This window comes from Parabacteroides caeci, assembly GCF_023656795.1.
Taxonomy (GTDB): domain Bacteria; phylum Bacteroidota; class Bacteroidia; order Bacteroidales; family Tannerellaceae; genus Parabacteroides; species Parabacteroides segnis.
This window is the reverse complement of the sequence record NZ_JAMOKT010000001.1, coordinates 124,507-143,135: the sequence shown is the minus strand read 5'-3', so window position 1 is coordinate 143,135 and position 18,629 is coordinate 124,507. Positions and strand designations below refer to the sequence as shown.

Annotated in this window: 14 protein-coding genes; 11 read left to right on the top strand and 3 right to left on the bottom strand. The window is 46.3% G+C overall.

Annotated features, from left to right (window positions below):
• Positions 1–361: 361 nt before the first annotated feature.
• The 4 genes from NBH15_RS00525 to NBH15_RS00510 all read left to right on the top strand — a co-directional run bounded on the left by NBH15_RS00525 (position 362) and on the right by NBH15_RS00510 (position 3,253).
• Positions 362–1,822 (top strand): sodium:solute symporter, encoded by a 1,461-nt coding sequence (locus NBH15_RS00525; RefSeq protein ID WP_250821734.1) that lies wholly within the window; start codon positions 362–364, stop codon positions 1,820–1,822.
• A 4-nt stretch (positions 1,823–1,826) separates the two neighbouring features.
• Complete coding sequence (gene yihA, locus NBH15_RS00520; protein ID WP_007657110.1) at positions 1,827–2,429, top strand: ribosome biogenesis GTP-binding protein YihA/YsxC; 603 nt, start codon at positions 1,827–1,829, stop codon at positions 2,427–2,429.
• Between the two features lie 210 nt (positions 2,430–2,639).
• Entirely contained in the window at positions 2,640–2,942 is a 303-nt protein-coding gene (locus NBH15_RS00515; RefSeq protein ID WP_224265325.1) for a hypothetical protein, read from the top strand.
• Entirely contained in the window at positions 2,927–3,253 is a 327-nt protein-coding gene (locus tag NBH15_RS00510) for a type II toxin-antitoxin system RelE/ParE family toxin (RefSeq protein ID WP_007657112.1), read from the top strand. Before NBH15_RS00515 ends, NBH15_RS00510 begins: the two co-directional genes overlap by 16 nt.
• A 39-nt stretch (positions 3,254–3,292) precedes the next feature.
• On the opposite strand, the gene NBH15_RS00505 is transcribed toward NBH15_RS00510, so the two are convergent.
• The 3 genes from NBH15_RS00505 to NBH15_RS00495 all read right to left on the bottom strand — a co-directional run bounded on the left by NBH15_RS00505 (position 3,293) and on the right by NBH15_RS00495 (position 6,709).
• Positions 3,293–3,721: an HIT family protein gene (locus tag NBH15_RS00505; protein WP_007657113.1), complete on the bottom strand. Its 429-nt coding sequence runs from the start codon at positions 3,719–3,721 to the stop codon at positions 3,293–3,295.
• 101 nt (positions 3,722–3,822) lie between these two features.
• Positions 3,823–6,123 (bottom strand): TonB-dependent receptor, encoded by a 2,301-nt coding sequence (locus NBH15_RS00500; protein WP_195437999.1) that lies wholly within the window; start codon positions 6,121–6,123, stop codon positions 3,823–3,825.
• Between the two features lie 232 nt (positions 6,124–6,355).
• Positions 6,356–6,709 (bottom strand): DUF8478 family putative metalloprotein, encoded by a 354-nt coding sequence (locus NBH15_RS00495; RefSeq protein ID WP_493351719.1) that lies wholly within the window; start codon positions 6,707–6,709, stop codon positions 6,356–6,358.
• A gap of 89 nt (positions 6,710–6,798) precedes the next feature.
• Between NBH15_RS00495 and NBH15_RS00490 the strand changes: the two genes are divergently transcribed.
• The 7 genes from NBH15_RS00490 to NBH15_RS00460 are packed head-to-tail and all read left to right on the top strand — an operon-like array spanning position 6,799 to position 18,576.
• Complete coding sequence (locus NBH15_RS00490) at positions 6,799–10,035, top strand: DUF4132 domain-containing protein (RefSeq protein ID WP_250821733.1); 3,237 nt, start codon at positions 6,799–6,801, stop codon at positions 10,033–10,035.
• Between the two features lie 6 nt (positions 10,036–10,041).
• Positions 10,042–11,967, top strand: a complete 1,926-nt coding sequence (locus NBH15_RS00485) for a DUF4132 domain-containing protein (RefSeq protein WP_250821732.1) — start codon at positions 10,042–10,044, stop codon at positions 11,965–11,967.
• A gap of 35 nt (positions 11,968–12,002) precedes the next feature.
• Positions 12,003–13,115 (top strand): ATP-binding protein, encoded by a 1,113-nt coding sequence (locus tag NBH15_RS00480; protein ID WP_250821731.1) that lies wholly within the window; start codon positions 12,003–12,005, stop codon positions 13,113–13,115.
• On the top strand, positions 13,076–15,487 hold the full coding sequence (locus NBH15_RS00475) for a DUF5682 family protein (protein WP_250821730.1): 2,412 nt from the start codon (positions 13,076–13,078) through the stop codon (positions 15,485–15,487). The genes NBH15_RS00480 and NBH15_RS00475 overlap by 40 nt, the downstream gene beginning before the upstream one ends.
• Positions 15,454–16,590: a VWA domain-containing protein gene (locus NBH15_RS00470; RefSeq protein WP_128133470.1), complete on the top strand. Its 1,137-nt coding sequence runs from the start codon at positions 15,454–15,456 to the stop codon at positions 16,588–16,590. The genes NBH15_RS00475 and NBH15_RS00470 overlap by 34 nt, the downstream gene beginning before the upstream one ends.
• Complete coding sequence (locus tag NBH15_RS00465; RefSeq protein ID WP_128133471.1) at positions 16,566–18,287, top strand: SWIM zinc finger family protein; 1,722 nt, start codon at positions 16,566–16,568, stop codon at positions 18,285–18,287. Before NBH15_RS00470 ends, NBH15_RS00465 begins: the two co-directional genes overlap by 25 nt.
• 19 nt (positions 18,288–18,306) lie before the next feature.
• A complete protein-coding gene (locus NBH15_RS00460; RefSeq protein ID WP_128133472.1) occupies positions 18,307–18,576 on the top strand; it encodes a hypothetical protein in 270 nt (89 codons plus the stop codon).
• The last annotated feature ends 53 nt before the right edge of the window (positions 18,577–18,629 follow it).

Here is an 18,629-nt window from a genome sequence, read left to right as displayed (position 1 = left end):
CGCTAATCTCACGATAGCGGCCTTTTTTTGTGTTTACCTATCTTTCCGGTTCCTAGTGGAATCCGGTTGTCTTTACTCTCACGAGCTCTAACTGATTACAAAGGAATAAAGAATAAATCAAGAAGACAAACAAAATAGATTAATAAGGATATTTTCCCCACAAAAAAGGGAAAAACACCGATAAAATTCATTAGAACGAACCTGACATACGGTCCACAAACACCCTTATCCGTCCTCTAACGTCCTGCCTGAAAGAAGAAGAAGTTTACATGATATTACATTTTAGCAAATTGTTGTTATCTTTGTATCCGAACGTTCGACAGGGACCAATACCCTGCTCTACTTAATTAAATACTGGTGAATGAATAGCTATATCATCCTCTCTATAATTGCAATTTACTTTGGCATACTGTTGTTGATTGCCTGGATAACAGGCAGGAAAAGTACAAGTAACGATGCTTTCTTTCTGGGAAACCGTAAATCTCCGTGGTATATCGTTTCTATCGGGATGATTGGGACATCGCTTTCCGGCGTCACCTTCGTTTCGGTTCCGGGGATGGTTCGCAGCATAGATATGACTTATATGCAAACGGTTTTCGGATTCTTTTTCGGATATATACTGATTGCCAAAGTGCTGTTACCGCTTTACTATAAATTGAAACTGACTTCTATCTACTCCTATCTGGGTGACCGGATTGGAAAGCGGAGTTATAAAACCGGTGCTTCTTTTTTCCTGCTTTCAAAGATTGTCGGGGCAGCGGCACGGCTTTATCTGGTTGTCCTGATTTTACAGCATTACGTCTTCAGTACCTGGAATATTCCTTTTTGGGTAACTGTTATCATCAGTATTTTTCTGGTTTGGCTATACACCTACCGGAGTGGAATCAAAACTATTATCTGGACGGACACGCTTCAGGCACTTTGCCTGGTTGCCATGCTGGTCGTCATCATCTGGAAGGTAAAAGATGCCATGGAACTGGATATGGAAGGCATGGTGCAAACCCTGACCGAGAATCCCCATTTTCGTATCTTTGAATTCAACGACTGGCACAGCACACAACATTTCGTGAAACAGTTTTTCAGCGGCATCTTTATCACCATCGTCATGACCGGGCTCGACCAGGATATGATGCAGAAGAACCTATCCTGCAAAAGCCTGAAAGATGCACAGAAGAATATGTACACCTATGGTTTTGCTTTCACGCCGGTCAATTTTCTGTTCCTGGCATTAGGTGTATTATTGTTGAGCCTGGCTTCTCAAAAGAATATCGAACTGCCGGCCTTAAACGATGATATTCTGCCGATGTTCTGCACTTCCGGAATCTTGGGGCATTCTATTCTAATTTTCTTTACAATCGGTATCATTGCAGCCGCTTTTAGTAGTGCCGATTCAGCATTAACGGCTTTGACCACCTCTTTTTGCGTCGATATTCTGGGAGTGGAAAAGGAGGAAGCGAACAAGGCTAAACGCACCCGATTGATGGTTCATTTGCTTATCTCTGCTCTGTTTGCCATAATAATCCTTATCTTTAAGGCCGTAAACAGCCGCAGCGTGATTGATGCCATCTATATGATTGCTTCTTATACCTACGGTCCTTTGCTGGGATTATTTGTCTTTGGCTTGTTCACCAAAAAACAACCGCGTGACAAATATGTTCCTTATATATGTATTCTCTCGCCGCTAATCTGTTTCGCAACGGATTATTTGGTGAAACAACATACAGGCTATGCCTTCGGTTACGAAATGCTGATGCTCAACGGAGCCATCACATTCTTTGGGTTATGGGTGGCCTCAGTCAAACACAAAACAATAAAAGTTTAAGAATATGGAAATCAAAAGTGCAGAATTTGTTATCAGTAACACAGACGTAAAGAAATGCCCCGCAGGAAACTTTCCGGAGTATGCCTTTATCGGGCGAAGCAATGTTGGCAAATCCTCCCTTATCAATATGCTGACAGGCAAGAAAGGTCTGGCAATGACTTCACAGAAACCTGGGAAGACATTGCTTATCAATCATTTTATTATCAACAACAACTGGTTTCTGGTCGACCTTCCCGGATATGGGTTTGCTCAACGGGGAAAAGAAGGAAGACAGAATATCCAGCGGATTATCGAAGATTATATCCTGGAACGTGAGCAGCTAACTAATCTATTCGTCTTAATCGACTGCCGCCATGAAGCACAGAAAATCGACCTGGAGTTTATGGAGTGGCTGGGTGAGAACGGAGTTCCTTTCTCCATCATCTTCACCAAAATAGATAAGATTAGTAAAGGCCGTCTACAAGAAAATCTGAAAGCCTATCAGGAAAAATTACTTGAAACGTGGGAAGAGCTTCCCCCTATCCTACTTTCTTCATCCGAGAAAAAAGACGGGCGGGAAGAAATACTTGATTATATCGATACAATAAATAAAAGTTTAAAAGGGTAGCATTATCCGGGAGCGACATGGTGTCGGTTGCACGGAATCGCCACAATTATACCGGAGCGGATACAATCATCCGCTCTGCAAGGTTGCGCTTCACCAAGTATAGTTGCCGTGCAACCACAGCCTCCTGAATAATTTTTCTTTACTTATCTTATGCCGGTTCCAAAAAAATAAATACATTTGTAATTCATCAAAACCGAAAGGAGTAAAGATATGAAAGCAATGGAATTACAGGGTGAACGCCTGGAACTGTTCAACGAAATCATTAACCTTGACACGGAAAGTATCGAGAAAGTAAAGAAGTATATTAAACGTATCGCATCTAACCGATACAAAATATCCCGTACTACTCAAGTGGATGACATTGACATCATCACTGATGAAGAGATTGAAAATGCTATGCGTCCATTATCTTATGAGGAGAAGATAGAAAGCCTTAGGTTGTCGGAGGCCGATCCTGTTTATTATACACAGGAAGAGATGCGAAAAGCTGTTGCTTCATGGAGAAACCTTTAACTATTAAATGGAAACGTCCAGCAAGGAAGAATGCTAGAGTAACTTATGCCTGGTATAAAAAAGAAATGGGCATTAGAGCTGCCGACAAATTCATAAACAGTATTTTAGATACTGTAAACTTACTGGCATTAAATCCTAATATGGGACAACCGATTGAACTGAATACCGAAACATGTAAAAGAAATTATCGTTCCTTCGTAGAACATAAGAACCATAAAATCATTTACTATGTAGAAAAAAAGACAATCTGTATTGCCAACATTTGGTCTAACAGTCAGAATCCGGAAGATTTTAATGAACAACTAAGATAAAAGGAAGCAGTTTCGCTTCCTTTTTTATCTTATATAGCCTTACAACGCCTCTCTTATCTTCTCCACCATCTCCTTGTACTCCTGTTCCGACAGATAAACTTTCTGCGGATTCATTGTGAATGTTCCTCCGAAATCGGGACCATCTTCATATTTAGGGGCCAGATGAAAATGCAGATGCGACAGCTTATCGGAATAAGCACCGTAATTTATCTTTTGCGGATTGAATACTTTCTGCATGGCACGGGTTACTTTTACGACATCTGCCATAAATGCATTCCGTTCGTCATCGCTCAGCATATTCAAATCGTGCACATGCTCTTTATAGGCAACCAGGCAACGGCCATAATAAGTCTGTTCCTTGAAAAGAAAAAGCCGGGAGACTGATAAAGGAGCTATTTCGATCATCAAATCATCTAAAGTCTGATTGTTCGTGCAATACAAACAATCTTTGGGATCACTTAAATTCATGTTATATCAGATTTATTTATAATGGGCGCTAAAGTAAACATAAAGCCCGGTAAAAACAAGAAACTTTTACCGGGCCTTTCCGAATATTTTAAATCAGCATCTTAGTAACTGATCTTACAACCTATGAAATAACTGCGGGGAATACCCGGACCATAAATATAGCCGGCATCCCGTTTCTCATATTTATCAAAATCATCCTGATAAGAATTAAAGATATTCTGAACACCTGCATTTACCTGCAAAGTAACAGATTTATAAAGAGGAAAATCATACGCCACCTTTACATTCAGGTCGAAGAAGTCCTTCGTTTTCTCCTCCCTGTCTTCCGGGATATAACCGGCCAGGTGCTGAACCAGCATGCTACCGGTATAAGTACCGGTCAACGAAGCCGTCAACCGCTTCACCGGGGTAAATGAAGAAGTGAAATAACCATATACATCCGGCGAACGGAACATCTTTTTCTGAGGTGCCAGATTCTCATTCTCACTCCAACTCTCCGGTTCTTTGTAACGGCTGCGCTGGATAGTTGCGCCTGCCTGAATCTGCATCCATGAATAGACGGCTTTTGCCTCCAGGTTTATTCCCATCACACGAGCACCTTTCCCATTACGACGTTCCATCAACAAGTTATTATCATTGTCGCGCCCTATCTCTTCAAGGATGAAGACATTACGCAGGTCTGTGTAAAAACCTTCTACCAGGAAATTAGTCTGTACCGGACCGAAACGACGGTAAAAGTCGGCAGAGGCACTGATACTTTGCGAGTTCTCTTCTTTCAGGTCCGGAGATATCTGGATGATCGCCACATCGCCGCCGACTGCCGTAATATGCAAGTCCTCGTCAAAAGCCTGAGGAGCACGGAAACCACTCGAATAAGACAGACGCAGGTTTATATCGCTGGTCGGATTAAAACGCACATTGGCACGCGGACTGAATATCGCATGGTCTATCAAATTGTGCTTGTCCATCCGTGCACCGATCAGGAAACTCCATTTCTCATTCTTCCACTCATTTTGCAGGAAAACACTACCGATATGCACAGTCTGCTCAATCGTACGGTTATAGCCTAACATCTTATCCTGCAAATCGTCATAGTTATATTCGGCACCTCCGGTAAACTCGGCAGGCATGAAAAGACATTTATCCCATTCATAGGAATACTGCGCTCCTCCGACAAAGGTCATATCCGTTGTGCTGCCATAAGCATTCGGGTTCTTGTCTGCGCCATAATAACTGTTTCTTTTTGTATGCTGGGCAGAAGTATACACATTCAGACGATGCTTATAATCCTTTGAAAACAAATCGAATTTCAAGCCGCCGCCATTGATGTTATGTTCGGTCTGCTCGGCAATATCGGCTTCGTGGGGAGGCAGGTCCAACAGGTTACCGCCACGACGGTATTCATTGATATTATGATATTCGAAAGTCAGCTTCGAATACATGCTTGTTTTCAGGTAAGAACGGAAACCGAGCGTGCGGGCATTCAGTTTGCCCAGTTCGGTATATCCGTCACCGTCATGGTCGTAAGCTCCGCGATAACGGTTCTGTCCGAACATATAAATACCGGCTTTATGGTCGTCCGTCACCAGCGAAGCATTTATCGTTGTGTTATTATCGGGACGGTCGCCGCCAATCATCGTCAGTGAGTGAGAAATCTGTGCCGAATTTCGCAACGGTTCTTTGGTAATGATATTAATCGTACCGGCAATAGCGGAAGAACCGAACAAGGCGGAACCTCCCCCACGCATAATCTCCACACGTTCGATCATATTGGCCGGAATCTGTTCCAAACCGTACACACCCGTCAGAGCACTGAATATCGGACGGCTGTCAACCAATATCTGCGTATAAGGGCCCTCAAGTCCGTTGATACGCACCTGCTGAAACCCACAGTTCTGGCAATTGTTTTCCACACGCACACCAGGCTGGAAGTTCAAACCGTCCGCTAAAGAAGTAGCATGTGTCGTCTCAAATGTTTTTGAATCGAGCACATTCACCAACGAAGGAGCCAGGCGGCGGGTTGTCTCATTACGGTTTGCCGATACGACAACCCCATCCAACGACACCAGGTCTTCCTCCGCCTCAAAATTGATTTCCAGCGTTTTTCCTTTCTTCAAGGTGATAGGTTTCTCTACTGTCTTAAAGCCCAGCGTTTTCATCACCAGGGTATATTTGCCTTCCGGCAGGTTCTTCAGGTAATAATGACCGGTAGCATCGGTCGATGTACCGATTGTCGTTCCTTTCAGAAATACATTAATAAAAGAAAGATGCTCACCCGTTTTCTTGTCCAGTATATGTCCTACGATATTGGCATCCGACGGATTCAGGGCCGGAGCATCATCCGCCCATGCTGCTGTAAAGACACAACACAGGCATAGTATAAGCGTAATTATCTTATTCATTGCGATTTGTTCTGATAAATAGGTAATGTTATAATGTAAAACACGGCACTTTCTAATTCAAAGCCTCCGATGTTTTATACTTTTGACCTGGGTCGAATACATATTTCACCTGGGTCAACTACATGTTTCACCTAGGTCAAAAATGTATTCGACCAGGGTCAAAAGATTAGAAGGACGGTATGTTTATAGTAGAAACACCTATCCTTATCAATAAAAGTCTTACTATTCTTTATCAGAAAACAGGAGGGGCACGAAGGCTAAGCAGCCCTTTGTCTGGGAGTTTATAATCCGGATAGACCGGATATTCTACTATTTCAGCGACTTGCTGTGCATTAAAATTCAGATGTAACGCATGAACAGCCCCATCTTCCACACTAAGAGTCGTCAGTATATGGAATAGCTGTATTTCGGAAAGAGAAGCATGATGATGGCAGGGACCGCCGTTCATCTTTCCGAAAGGGTGAGAATGGACAATCGTCGTGCCATGTTCGATATGGACATGGATAAATAACGTGATACAGCTATAGTAGGCGATAAAAATCACCGGCAGCAGCCATTTCAGATATTTTCTCATCGTTTGTCTCACGCCCTTATTGTTTGGAAGGTGCAAAATTACAAAATATTTTTTATACATTTGCTTATATATTCAATCAAAGCAAACTTTAAAACGACACCATGACAAAAGAACAAATGCTCGAACAATGGACTAGAATCTATGAGCAAGGATACTACAAATGCGCCTTCACCCCGAAAGTATATGAATATCTGGACGAGAAAACCGACCAGATTCCCGAAACGGTGATGTCGGGCCCAAAGATATATGTTGATTATGACGCCTGGATTATACATGAATTAAACGGGGACAATGCGGAACTGGCACGCCGCATGCTGGTTATCCTCTCGAAAATACGTCGCGACGGACCTATCCATAAATGGGGGATGAAAGATGATCTGGAGATTTGCCTGCTCATCGGTTACGGCCATGATTTCAGGAACCTGATTAAAGAGTCGGTAACCCGTCACAAAACACAAGGTCCGGAGTTATATGAAACAGCACAGATATTACTGAAATATTGCCCGTCCGAATCGGAAGCATTTGCCGACCTGCTTCTTTCCGATAAACTAAAGGAACTGGAAGAACAGCGAAACAACACCCATGAATTATACCTGGCTTTATACCTGGCCATCCTGTTGCTGGAACAGGATGCGGATAAATATGCCCGCTATCTGCCGGTACTGACTGCTTTGGCTTACAGATATTCCGGTCCGAGTTTCACTTTCATCCTGTATTTCTGCTATAAGTTCGCTCCCGAACTAAAAGAGCGTTTACTCCAACTGCTCAAAGAGACTATATCGGCACGGGCCTTGTTCTTCCATCTCAATCCGCATAAGATGCTGGCATTCCTGCAATCGATCGGGGCTCCTTTAGGCATTTATTATTATTTGATTCTGACAGAAGATAATGATGCCGACAAGGCATCCATGTTCCATACCTTATATAAAGAAGATAAAGAACTGTTCATGGAAGTCTACCGGATGCTGGCAAAGACAACTCCCATCCAACAGGCCGCCTACAGCTTTTACCTTTTGTCAATCCTGCTCGAACATGGAGAAGGCACGGAAGAACTGGCAGAAAGTACAGAGTTACAGACTCGCTGCATGCTTAACCTGCTGGGAGAAAACTTAGGTAACACCGATAATTTTATTTCAGCCCTGACGGACGATTCGACACCGCAAGTTACCTGGGAGAATCGTCTGAAGAATTGCGGCAACTTCGGCTGGGGATACGGGAAAAATGCTCCGGCTTTATTGATCGGTGCCCTGGCTCTTCTATACTGTGAGTCGGAACTGGTCCGGCGGTTCATCAACGTTCTGCTGATTCAGGTCCGTACCAGTGCCGCAATAAATAATCCGGTATATCTTACATACATATTCCTTGAAACACGTAAGAAATGGCTGAACAGTTCTCCAAAGGAAAGCCTTCGGCTATTACTCGACACCACCAGCCGGTTCACCTATGCCGAAGCCTTCAAAGCCTATGCCTATAACCCGAACCGGATGCAGGACGTTCTGGATAAAGAAGATATTATCAGCCACCAGTCTCTGGCACTGGACTTGCTAAACAGCGGCGACCTCTCGATCGAAGAGACACAGAACTGGCTCGACATGATTTACGGAACCTGTAAAATAACGGACGTCCAACCGTTGCTCGGGTTATTATCCAACAAATCGAAGATACTCCGCAAGACTGCCGAAGAGTTGATTAACCTCCATGAAGAAGCAACCCGTCCGTTGCTGGAATCGGGATTATCCAAACTGAAAGGAGATGCCCTGGCAGCCGGTAAACGAATCATCAAACGCTGGGACAACGAACGGAAATTCGGTGCAGACTTTACCTTTACCAAAGAAAGCGTCGTCGAATATTGCAACGACAACTTCGACAAGGATAATCAGAAATTCATTGCCTGGATACCCGAAGACATGTTCACCGACGTACGCTTTGCCGACATGACCGAAAAAGCGCCCGCCATCGTCACCCGTTATATCCTCTCCGAATATCTCTGTCTGGAAGAAGCCTACAAAATAAAGGTTTGCGATAAAATAACGGAGCAGTTGCATACTCCGGACTTCCAGCAAATGATGGAGAACATTTATCTGTTCTGGAAAGAGAACGGAGCCGAAGCCAAAAAGAAAATGATTATGGTCCCGTATTGCATCTACGGTTCCGACACACAGATACTCCGCCTCAAAACGCAGTTGAAAGACTGGGCCGAAGCTTCACGCGGTGCTATCGCCGCCTTTGTGGTCAACGCCATCGCCATGAACGGAGGAAGCGTTGCACTGGTCATGATAGACGGTATCTCTGTCAAGTTCCCCAATAATCAGGTCAAAAATGCCGCCAAGGCAGCCTTCTCTTTTGCAGCCAAAGCATTGGAAATACCGGAGGATGAACTCTCCGACAAGATTGTCCCCACCCTGGGCTTCAATAAGGAAGGAGAAAAGATTCTCGATTACGGTCCGCGAAACTTCACAATAACCTTGATGCCCGACTTCTCACTTTCTATCTTCGACAACGAAAAACAGAAAGCCATCAAGTCGATGCCTGCTCCCGGAGCCAATGACGACGCAGTGAAAGCGACGGCCGCCAAAAAGGAATTCTCCGAACTGAAAAAACAAATCAAGGCCACCGTACAGTCACAAACCAACCGTTTGGAAAAGGTACTGATGAACGGACGTCGCTGGACAGCCGGTTCCTGGAACACCCTCTTTGTAGAGAACCCGATTATGCACCGTTTTGCAACCGCCCTGATATGGGGTGTGTATAACGGAGACAAACTGACCGGAACGTTCCGTTATATGGAAGACGGCACATTCAATACAGTAGATGAAGAGGAATATACGCTGCCCGAAAAAGCTGCTATCACCCTCGTCCATCCCATCGAGCTGGAGGAAGAAGTTCTTGCAAGCTGGAAGGAGCAACTGGATGATTATGAAATTGTGCAGCCCATCCCGCAACTAACCGCTCCCATAATTGTTTTAGGAGAAAAGGAGACGGACGGAAATAAGATAACCCGTTACAACGGCCTGACCGTCAAGTCAGGAAAGATAAGCGGTATGGCAAAGAAACACAACATGGTTCGCGGAGAGGTATGGGATGCCGGCAGCTACACTTGTTATCATCTGGTAGACAAATACCTGAATATGGCCGCCCTGCTGAACTTCGAATATATGTACATGGGCCAGGAATATAATGACGACGTGACACTCGGAGATGTCATCTTCTACCGCCTGGGAGAAGACCAGACGACCGACGACGAACCGAAAAACAACGCAATCCTCTCGCCCGAAAGTGTTCCGGCCCGCTTCCTGAGCAGTGTATTGGGTATTTTTGATGTATTGAAAGAAGAATAAAAGGATATGAAGAGAAAGCAACAACCGGATTTAGCAGCATTATTCGACAGCTATTGCGAAGCATATACAGCATCCGACTGGCAGGTTCTGAAAACATTTCAGGAGATGCCGCTCGACGACATAATCCGTAAGAACAAACAGGCAGCATACGATTATTTATATAGTGATGTCGCATTGAAAAAGAGACTGATCTGGTTGAATAAGCTGTTTTCCGATTGCGGCTTGAAAGACTATGAGCAGTTACTGGGATTACTGAAGGAAAACTCCAAACTAATCCGCAGAAACATCGAAAAGATCATCCTCGACAAAGAGAAGAAAACCCGCAATTTACTGGAACAACTGTATCCAGAACTGGACGAGGATTCGCAGAACTGGACCCGGCAGTTATTCAAATACTGGGATAACGCACATGCCTCAGCCCGTAAAATCAAATTCAGAAACAAACAGGCTGTTATCGACTATTGCAGCAAACATATCGAGCTCTATTGCACGCAACAAATAGCCTGGTTACCGCAGAAGCCTTATACGAGAATCCATTGGGCAAACGAAACCGATGTAGACGAGTTTGTGCCGCGCCATGTGCTCCGCTATGTATTAAGCGAACACATGGCACTCACCCAAATCACCCGGCTGCATGCCTGTGATGCGATTGTCCCTTTCGTCGATGAAAAAGAATGGCAGGCGGCCCTGGAAGAACTGTTCCGGTATTGGCTGGCAGACAGTGCGGAGGCCAACAGGAGGATGCTTCTGCTTCCTTATTGTTTCTACGGGGCAGAATGGCAGATAGTCCAATTAGCCCCCCTGATAAAGTCATGGTCGAAAGCCTCCCGCAAACAACTTGTCGGCCTCACGATGAAGTTGCTGGGATTGAAGGCTAGTCCTAACGCGCTTATCATACTCAACGACTGGATGGAGACTGCTCCCAACGGCATGTACAAACGTGCTGCCTGGGAAGCATTCCGTCAAGCCGCCATCCGGAAAGGCCTGTCGATAGAAGAACTCGCCGACCAAATCATCCCCGACTTCGGTTTTAACCGCCAGGGAGAAAAGAGGGTGGATTATGGCACACGTACTTTCCGGGTAACTTTGATGCCCGACTTCAGCATATCCGTACTTGATCTTGATAAGCAGAAAGTAAGCAAGTCACTTCCCGCCCCTTTAAAGAGCGATGATCGGGAGAAAGCTGAAAATGCCAGAGCCGAACAGGCCAGCCTGAAGAAACGGGTTAAGACGCAGACTAATATTCAGAAAAAACGGCTGGAACAGTCGCTCAAGAACGGACGGACCTGGCCCAAAGAGGCCTGGCTGGCAACTTTTATAGAGAATCCGGTCATGCGGTATATAGCAACCGGACTTATCTGGGGCGTTTATAAGGAAGGGAAACTCCAGGATTCTTTCCGTTACCTGGAAGACGGCACGTTCACAACTGCCGACGAAAAAGAATTCCTTCTCCCGGACAACGCAGTCATTTCCCTCGTGCATCCGATTGACTTGCCCGATGAAACGCTGGCTGACTGGAAAGAGCAACTGGACGATTACGAGCTTATTCCTTTCATTCCCCAACTGAGCGCACCGGTCCATCGTCTGACCGAAACGGAAAAGCAGGGAGATACCCTTCTTCGTTATTCAGGGAAAAAAGTCTATCTCAGCAACATTTACGAGTTTGAAACGGCAGATATAACCATCCGGATAGAAAACAACACGCTTCATATCATAGACCGGTCTCTCAATGTGGTGGCACAACTTTCGTTTGTTTATGAAGAAAGTGATTGTTTCCTGAAAGAGTTATACTTCTCATCCGTGGAAGAAGGGGAAGATATAAACACCATACAGTTGCCCAAAGAGGAAAGGCTACCGTTATCGTCTATCCCCGAACGCTTTATCAGCACCCTGCTGGATATACTGAATCGTGCCTTTCCGCTGAATGAATAATCGAATAAAACAAATACAGCACTTACATATATTATATGGATAACAAAATTCAGAAACCATTGATGGAGATGCGCTATGCCGACGAGCTTGCCGCACTCCGCAAACAAGATACAGGAGCCAAGCCTGCAAACTGGCAACTCTCTCCCCGTGCAGTCCGTGCCTTTATCCTCGGTCAAAGCGAACCGATAGAACTGGACGGACGGCAGGTCACCATCACCCCGAAGTTCTTCGGCGATGACGCCCTGGTTGAACGTGCCATCATCACCCTGGCCGGTAACCGGGGATTAATGTTGGTTGGTGAACCGGGCACGGCAAAGACCATGTTAAGCGAACTGCTTTCTGCCGCTATCTGCGGCATCAGTACCAATACAGTACAAGGTACGGCCGGAACCAGCGAAGACAATATCAAATATTCCTGGAACTATGCCCTTTTGCTTGCCAAAGGACCGGTCAAGGAAGCCCTTGTCCCCTCTCCCGTCTATATCGGCATGAAACGGAGAATCATCACACGCTTCGAAGAGATTACCCGCTGCCCGCTGGAAATACAGGACAGCCTGATCAGTATTATGAGCGACCGGGTATTGAATATACCCGAACTGGGAGAAGAAGGGTTGCTCTTCGCCTCATCCGGATTCAATGTGATAGCAACCGCCAATACCCGCGACAAAGGGATTAACGAAATGAGTAGTGCCCTGAAACGCCGTTTCAACTTCGAGACAGTCGAACCGATACGCAGCGTAGCATTAGAAAGCCGCATCATCACCGACCAATGCCAGGGAATGCTGGCTGCCAACGGCTTGGAAATGCCGGTGCAGGAAGAGGTTGTCGACATTCTTGCCTCCACCTTCAACGAACTACGCAACGGAACCTCCTTCGAGAAAGCCAAGATACAGAAGATGTCGGGCGTAATGAGTACAGCCGAGGCCGTATCCGTTTATTACCAGTCCGCCCTGGACGGATATTATTACGGAGACGGAAGCGTAAGTATGCGTTCCCTGGTACAAAACCTGTTGGGTGCCGTCATGAAAGAAAACAAAGACGATTTGCCCAAACTGAAAGATTACTTTAACGGCGTAGTCCGGCTGAAAGCCGAAAGACAAGGAGGAAAATGGAAGGAATATTACGACAACCGGACCTGGCTGAAATAGAGCACCTCTTCGCTACCAGTTTCAATATGGACGGACAAGTGGTGTACTTTCCGGTACGTCACCACTCCCCTGCCTGTGCGCTGCATCTGCAACGTACAATCGACAGTTTCCGTCCGGAACTGATCCTGATAGAAGGGCCTTCGGATTCGGCACAACTGTTGCCTTACATAGCCGACGAAGAATCGGTTCCGCCTTTTTGCATCTATTACAGTTACGATGACAAGGAGGGAAAAGTAAGTGAAGAAAAAGAGAAGTATCGCGCTTACTATCCATTCCTCTCTTATTCGCCGGAGCTGGTCGCTATCCGTGAAGGGGCACGTCGCAACATACCGACCCGTTTTATAGACCTGCCCTATGCACTTCGACTGATAAATAAAATAGAGGAAGAGCCGCAGACACAGTTCTATTATAATGAGAATAAGGAATACGAAGTAAATACCTATACGGCCATGATTGCCCGCAAAGCCGGATGCCGCAGCTTTGCGGAATTTTGGGAAAGCCGCTTCGAACTGGATACCGGAAAAATGAAAACACACGATTTCGTGCGTAACGTATTTCATCTCGGTTATTTCATGCGGCTGGCAACACCGGGCAACGAAACGTCTCTGAAAGAAGACCGGCAACGGGAAACTTATATGGCAGCAGAAATACGGAAAGCAATCCCCAACCATCAGAAAATACTGGTAGTGGCAGGTGCTTTCCATATCTCCGACTTAATGGATGAGTTGCAATCAGACCGGAAACAATCGCTGAAATCAGGCAACCCGGAGCATGTCGCTTCTTATCTGATGCCTTACACATTTAAGGAAGCCGACAGTAAAAGCGGTTACGCCGCCGGTATGCCCTTCCCTGCTTTCTACCAGGAAGTCTGGGAAAAGATGGAAAAACAAAAGAAAGACCCGTTTGCTTCGACCGTTCTCGAATATATTATAAAGACGGCCCGTTATGCCCGTAAAACACAGATAATCTCCCTGCCCGATGAAATCAATGCCTTGAATATGGCACGTTCGCTGGCTATATTGAGAGGCAAACAGAGTGCCGGCGTATATGAATTGCTGGATGGTGTACGAAGTTGTTTTGTGAAAGGCGACCTGAATGCGACTTCGACTTTCGAAGTGGATTTCCTGTACCGTCTTCTCTCCGGGATGGGTGCCGGAAAGATTGTGGCCAACGATTGCATCCCGCCTGTGGTCCGTGAGTTTCGTTCCTTATGTTCGCTTCACCGGTTAAAGACATTGACTATCGAACGGCAGGAAGTAACGCTCGACATCATTAAGAATCCGGCCCATTACAGGAAAAGCCGTTTCCTTCACCAGATGGAGTTTTTGGAGACAGGTTTCGCCACCCTTCAGTCTGGTCCCGATTATGTGAACCAGAAGAACAAAAACCTGGTACGGGAACAATGGATATGCCGTTACGGCACAGGCGTTGAAACCCGTTTGATTGACCTGTCCGTCTATGGGGCGACACTCTCGCAGGTTTGCAACTCGCTCATCGAAAAGAATTTTAAAGACAGCATGACGGCAGAAGAGCTGGGCAAACTGCTCATCTCCGTTCAGGTGATGGGGATAGAAGGCTTTTATTCCCGGTATGAAGACACTGTCCGGCTGGTAGTGGAAAGCGAAGGGAATTTTATCAGCCTCTGCAAACTTATCAACAGCCTGTTATACCTCGCCAATATGCAGCAATTGATGGACGGAACTATCCAGCCGGTCATTGCCGGATTGGCACGAACCGCGTTCAATGGAGCAGTCGTACTGATTCCGTCACTGAAAAGCACAACGGAAGAAGAAGAACAGGAAATATGTGAACAGATGCGCAATCTCTACAGTTTCACCATGGATACGAAAGACTGGTTCGATACCGCCGCTTTCCTGTCTGCCGTAGAGAAGATATTGAACGATAGTTTCAGCAACAGCCGCCTCTTCGGCCTCTGCCTTGCTATACATTATAAAGAAGGACAAACCGGACAGGCTGTTTTCTGCCGGCAGATAGCCGCCTACCTCGAAAGCAGCATCACGCATCCTGAGCAGGCGGCCTCCTTTATCTGCGGCCTGTTTCTGATTGCCCGCGATGTGTTATTTACCGACCCGCATATCCTGGAAGCGATAGACCGCGTTATCGCCAATGCCGACCAGGAGACTTTCCTGACTATTCTGCCCAACCTGCGTTATGCCTTCACCGGCTTTCTCCCGGCAGAAGTCAGCCGTCTGGGACAACAGGTTGCGGAATATCATCAGGTAGCGGAAGCCCGCTTAACAGGAAGTATCACTGTTTCGCAACAGGAAATCACCGAAGCTATGCGCCTGGATAAACTGGCGGCAGAAGCACTAAAAACATGGAGAATCATCGAATGGACAAGCACGAAATAGTCAACCGCTGGCGGCTTATATTGGGAGACTTTGCCGAAAACAGCCTGCCCCTCGACCCGGAGAACGCAGAACTGGACGGTACGCTTTATTTCCTATACAACCGCGAATATACCGATGAACAGGGAATACGGAACGACTTCCCGAACCGGGGAGGCCGTGGCGGCTCCATGCTGACCGTCCCCGGATGGCTGAAAAAAGTAAAGAAGCTGTTCCCCAGAAAGACCGTCGAAATCATGCAGAAACAGGCTTTGGATAAATATAACCTTACCCAACTGCTGACCGACGAATCTGTCCTGAGCCAACTCGAACCGAATATCGGACTGCTGAAAAATATCCTGACGTTCCGCAACATGATGCCGGAACATGTCAGAAAGCTGGCTTATTCAATCGTGGAACAGGTCATAAAAGAGATTCAAAAGAAGCTGGAAATAAATGTACGCAAAGCCTTCTACGGAAAGAAACTTCCGCATACCAATTCCAGCTACAAAATATTCCGGAACTTCGATTTCAAGCAGACCATCGAAAAGAATCTGAAAAACTACAGTCGCGAACACGGGACAATTATCCCCGACCGCCTGTATTTCAACCAGAACATACGTCGTTACAATCCCTGGCATATCATCATCCTGGTAGATGAGAGCGGCAGCATGCTCGATTCGGTAATCTATACGGCTGTCATGGCCTCCATCTTTGCCAAAATGCCCTTTCTTTCGGTCAAGCTGGCGATATTCGACACATCGGTCGTCGATTTGAGCGAACATCTCGACGATCCGGTCGGTATCCTGATGAAAGTACAGCTGGGTGGCGGAACGGATATACATAAAGCGCTGGAATATGGAAAGAAACTAATCTCCGCGCCACAAAAAACAATAGTAGTACTGGTAAGCGACCTTTACGACGGGAACAACTATAGTTATATGTTCCGCTCCTGCCGCGACATCATCGAAGCAGGAAGTAAGTTGTTCATATTGCCGGCACTCGACTACTCCGGTGCCCCCTGTTATGATGTCCGTGCCGCACGGACCATTGCCGGCATGGGTGCCGATGTAGCCGCAATAACCCCTGAAGAGTTAGCAGAATGGATAGGAAAGATTATATCATAAACGGAGACGGATGCCACGCTTCCGCCGGACAGTTCGTCGCTTTTGCCAACGAGGCCTTCCTGGTTACGCTGGCAAACAAAGGTCTATATAAACGTGCCCTGAAAGACCTGGAAACGACCGGACAAATCGCCCTGACGGTTACAGGCAGCAATCTACAGGTCCAACTGGACGACATCACCGTCTGCCTCGCCCCCAATGTATCCCAAAGTACATGCAGCTGTCCTTCCAAAACTGTCTGCAAGCATATCCTGATGGGAATACTTGCCGCAGCCGGTTATGCAGCAACCGCAGAAGACGATAACGCCCTGCCGGAAACGTCTCCGGACCTGCCTTCTTCCGCCCCCTGGGAGAAATTGATAAATGCAGACCTTACGCAACTTCGCAAACAAGCCGGCAAGAAATTGTTCGAAGACACCCTCCGTCTTATCCAGGATGGCTGGACGGCCGACTTCACGGAAGGCGATATGCTGGAAGCCACTATCAACACCGAAAACATCACGGTCTATTTTCCCAAAGAAGACAGCCTGAACCGTTCCGTCTGCAAATGCGGAGAAAACGGATTGTGCAAACATAAACTGATAGCCATCCTGTCATACCTGAGCCGGCAGGGAATACTATCGTCCGACTCCGCCGGCAACCAGCCGGAACTCTCCCTACTGACGGAGGATACGGTAAAAGTCCTACAGGGAGCTTCCCGTTTCATCCTCGGCATATTGGAAAAAGGCCTGATCAGTTGTGGAGAAAACGAGGCGGAAACAGCCATCCAGTATTCCATCCGCCTGGAAACCTGCGGAATCGGAAATCTGGCCCGCTTATTCCGTTCGCTCTCCTCCGATATCGAAAATATGCTTGCCAAACATGTGGGTTTTCAGCCTCTGACAACTTTTGCCACGCTCTCCCGGTTGTATAACACGCTTACCTTACTCTTACGGAATACACAAAACAACGAGATGCTCGGCAAACTGATTGAAGGGACACGCTCGGATTATTACACCACCCCTATCGGCCATTTCACCGGACTGGGCGCTTATCCCTGGCAAACCCGTTCGGGTTATTTCGGAATTACGGCTTATTTCTTCTATCAGGAGAAAGAGAGTATCTGCACACTGACATCGAGCATGGCTGATTATTATGAACATACCCAGTCACTCGTTACACCGGAAAACCTGAGGAAACAACTCGAGATGCAAAGCTTTTGGGGGAACAGCGCATCACTGGCCCGGTTATCGATATCCACCCTTACATTGCGCAACTTCAAGCTGAACAGGCAAAACCGCCTCTCATCGTCTTCACAGACACAATGTGAGATAGCAGATAAAGTAACAATCGGTCATCTGAATACATTACTTACGGTTCCGGAGTTATCCGATTTATCCATACGTCCGGACCAACACTACGATTATTTCCGGAAAAAACAACCCGAACAACTGGCTTTAGTCCCTTTCACTCATCTTTCAGAGGTACGGTTCAGCTCCTCCGAACAGAAACTCTATTTCACCATGACTGACGGTCAGACAGAGACGGAAGGTTCCCTGGCATACAGCGAACTGAACCGTAATGCCATCCGCAAACTGGAACAACTGGGACAACCCTATACAGAAAAGAAACAGCGTTACATGGTCTGCCAGAAACGACCGGACACACTGATTCCAATCAGTATTATCACCGCTTCAGAGATTGATAACTTCTACTTCTAACTTTTTAAAAGCGAACACAATGATCATAAAGAATCTCCTTGCCGAACTGGAACTCCAGCTTTCCGACATCGCCTTCTCCGGCTTGCGCAACATACAACCGGTCACCCTCCAAAAGCTGGAAGACCTCAAACACTGGATGAATGAATTAAATATGTCTGAAGCTATCCGTTTAACAGACCGTTTTATCGATTCGGTCTATGCCTGGCAAGCCGGACAAACAACCCTGGAAACCGTCGCCACCAATCTATGTGCACTGGAGTTTTATGAAAAGAATATAGTTAACAATTAATTTTGACATCAAAGGTTTTATTTAAAATATTTCCAACTAATTGTAAGCATATC